Here is a 3,282-nt window from a genome sequence, read left to right as displayed (position 1 = left end):
TTTTTTTTCCCCGCCCCCACCCTATATAACCTTTGCTGGGGGGGGGGGCGGTTTTTTTTTTTTAACCCCTCCGCCCCCCCCCCCCTACTGTCCCGCGCCCGGGGGGGGGGGGCCCCTCTACCGTGATGCGCCCGCCATGCGGGCGAGGACACACACCGAACACGTTCGAGCGGCCGGCGCCTGCGCCGGTCATGGGGATACATCGTCCGCCGCGGTCGCGACGGACTGGCGGAGGGCAGCGCGCCGCGCGCCCGCGCATCGATCGCTCACATGCGGACATCTGGGAGGAAGGCTGACGTGAACACCATCTACAGCAAGGTCTGGAACAAGACGCTCGGGATTCTGGTCGTGGCTTCGGAGCTGGCTCGGGCCAGCGGCAAGGGTGGTGCATCACGACGCGTGCGCGCCGCACTGGCTGCGTTGCCACTGGCTGCCGGCGCGATGCTGGCGCTGGGCAGCGCACCGGCGCACGCAGGCAATGTATGCGGCGGCTACTTGTTCGGCATCCAGGGCAAGGCGCCGGTAGCGAAGGGGGATGACGCCTTCGCCTGCGGCACCTCCAGCAAGGCCGCGGGCGACTACAGCACGGCGGTCGGTACCGCGGCGAACAGCAGCGGCGCGTACAGCGTCGCCCTGGGACAGAACGCGCAGTCCGCCGGCATCTATGCGACGGCACTGGGACAGAACGCTCGCGCCGTCGGTACGGACAGTGTCGCGGTCGGCGAGTCCTCCTATGCGAGCGGATCGGCCAGCTCGGCATTCGGCACGGATTCGCGCGCCACGGCGAAGAACTCCGTCGCCCTCGGCGACGGATCGATCTCGGATCGCGCGAATTCCGTATCGATCGGCAAGATCAACGAAGAGCGCCAGCTGGTGAACGTCGCCGACGGCACGCAGGCGACCGATGCGGTCAACAAGCGGCAACTGGACAAGGTCTCGACATCGGTCGGCGGCGTATCGGCGCGCGTGGACACGCTGTCCACCCGCGTCGACGGCGTGACGACCCAAGTGAACCAGCTTGCGGACGATGTCAGCGACGCCACGCATTACTTCAAGGCGAACGGTGCCGGCGATGGAAGCGACGATGCACAGGCCACGGGCGATTACGCCACGGCATCCGGATCGGGCGCCTATGCCGGTGCGACCGGCGCGAGCGCGTTTGGCTCCGGCGCGGTGGCGACGCAGCAGTTCGCCACGGCGACGGGCTATGGCGCCGTCGCATCGGGACAGAACAGCGCCGCCTATGGTTCCGGCGCGCAGGCTTCGGCCAACGGCGCGACGGCAATCGGCGGGCAGGCGCTGGACGAGGACGGCAATCCGTTGATCACGTACACCGCGACCGGTGAAGCGGTCGGTCCGGCGACGGCCTCGGGCCTGGCCGCGACGGCGGTGGGCGCGAGCGCACAGGCCGAAGGCCAGTTCGCGACGGCCTTGGGCACGGCGGCGTTCGCGCAAGGCGAGCAATCGACGGCGAGCGGTTTCCTCGCGCAGGCGTCCGGTGCGGGCGCGGTGGCGAACGGAGCGCAAGCCTTCGCCGATGGCGACCTGTCGGTGGCCACGGGTTACGGCTCGGCGGCGTACAGCAGCGGTTCGACGGCGATCGGCGGTGGCGCGAGCGCGGCGGGCGAAGGCAGCGTGGCGATTGGCAATTACGCGGAGACTGGCTTCGGGTTGTTCGGCATCGAAAGCGCGAACGCGGTGGCGATCGGCGCGGGCAGCTGGGCGCTGGGCAACGGGGGCACGGCGCTGGGCGCGAACGCGTGGGCGATCGGCGAGAACTCGGTGGCGCTGGGCCAGGGTTCGTACGCGGATCGCGACAACACGGTGTCGGTCGGCGATGTGGGCAGCGAGCGGCAGGTCACCAACGTGGCGGCGGGTACCGAAGCCACCGACGCGGTGAACAAGGGACAACTCGACTCGCTCGCCACCAGCGTCGGCGATGCGAGTCATTACTTCAAGGCCAACGGCCTGGGCGATGGTTCCGACGATGCGCAGGCCACGGGTCAGTACGCGACGGCGTCTGGCTCGGGTGCCTACGCGGGCGCAGACGGTGCGAGCGCGTTCGGTAGCGCCGCGGTCGCCACGGGGTCGAATGCGACGGCGACCGGCAGTGGAAGTGTCGCCACGGGACAGAACAGCGCGTCGTACGGTGCGGGTGCGCAGGCCAACGGTCCGGGTAGCGTCGCCGTCGGTGGCGTCGCAGTGAATGAAGACGGCGATCCGCTGGTGACCAATCAAGGCGTCCCGGTCGATACGGCGGCGACGACGGCCGCGGTCGGTGGCACGGCGATCGGCGCGAGCGCGCAGGCGGGCGGTTTCGCCTCTTCCGCGATCGGCGTGGGCGCGTACGCCAGCGGTGCACAAGGGACGGCGGTGGGCGCGGTCGCCAATGCGATCGGCGATTATTCGACGGCCGTGGGTACGCAGAGCGCGGCGACCGGCGCGAGCAGCGTCGCCGTCGGTGAATCGTCGCAGGCGACGGGCGAGGAAAGCGTGGCGGTGGGTGGGACGGCCTACGGCGGCTTCATTCCCACGATCGCAAGCGGTATCGGCTCGTCGGCCTTCGGCGCGGGTGCATGGGGCACCGCCGATTACAGCACGGCGATCGGCTGGTCGAGCACGGCCGACCATCTCAATGCCACGGCGGTCGGCGCGAACGCCGGTGCGCTCGATGTCGGCGCGGTCGCGGTCGGTTTCCTGAGTCGCGCCATCGGCGTGCAGACGACGACGGTCGGTACCAACTCCTTCGTCTGGGGCGACAACGCCTCGGCCTACGGCAGCAACACGTCCATCAGCGGCAACAATGCGACGGGCCTGGGCGCCAGCTCCAGCATCGATGGCGAAAACAGTACGGCGGTGGGGGCGAATACGTCGGTCACGGGTAGCGGTTCCACGGTGACCGGCGAAAGCAGCACGGCCATCGGTGACGAGGCGACGGCGAACGGCCATGGCGCCATCGCGAGTGGTCATGGGGCGTCGGGTTTCGGTGCGGGTAGCTTCGCCAGCGGCGATTACACGACGGCGGTGGGCCAGGGCGCGATCGCGCAAGGCACCGGTTCTTCCGCTATCGGCAGCGGTGCGAGTACGAACGCCGACTTCGCCACGGCCACCGGCTATGGCTCGGTGGCATCGGGACAGAACAGTGCCGCCTACGGTTCGGGTGCGCAGGCTTCGGCCAATGGCGCGACGGCGATCGGCGGGCAGGCGCTGGACGAAGACGGCAATCCGTTGATCACCTACACCGCGACCGGTGAAGCGGTCGGTCCGGCGACGGCCTCGGGG

The 3,282-nt window shown here is 69.7% G+C and carries 1 protein-coding gene; it reads left to right on the top strand.

Features of this window, described 5'->3' with window-relative positions; translation table 11 throughout:
• Positions 1 to 297 precede the first annotated feature (297 nt).
• A partial coding sequence (locus ACR9ZJ_RS19115; protein WP_481288660.1) for an ESPR-type extended signal peptide-containing protein occupies positions 298 to 3,282 on the top strand: 2,985 nt, incomplete at its 3' end.

The organism is Luteibacter sp. KNZ12-1A, assembly GCF_056755675.1.
This window is presented reverse-complemented; position numbering and strand designations above follow the sequence as displayed.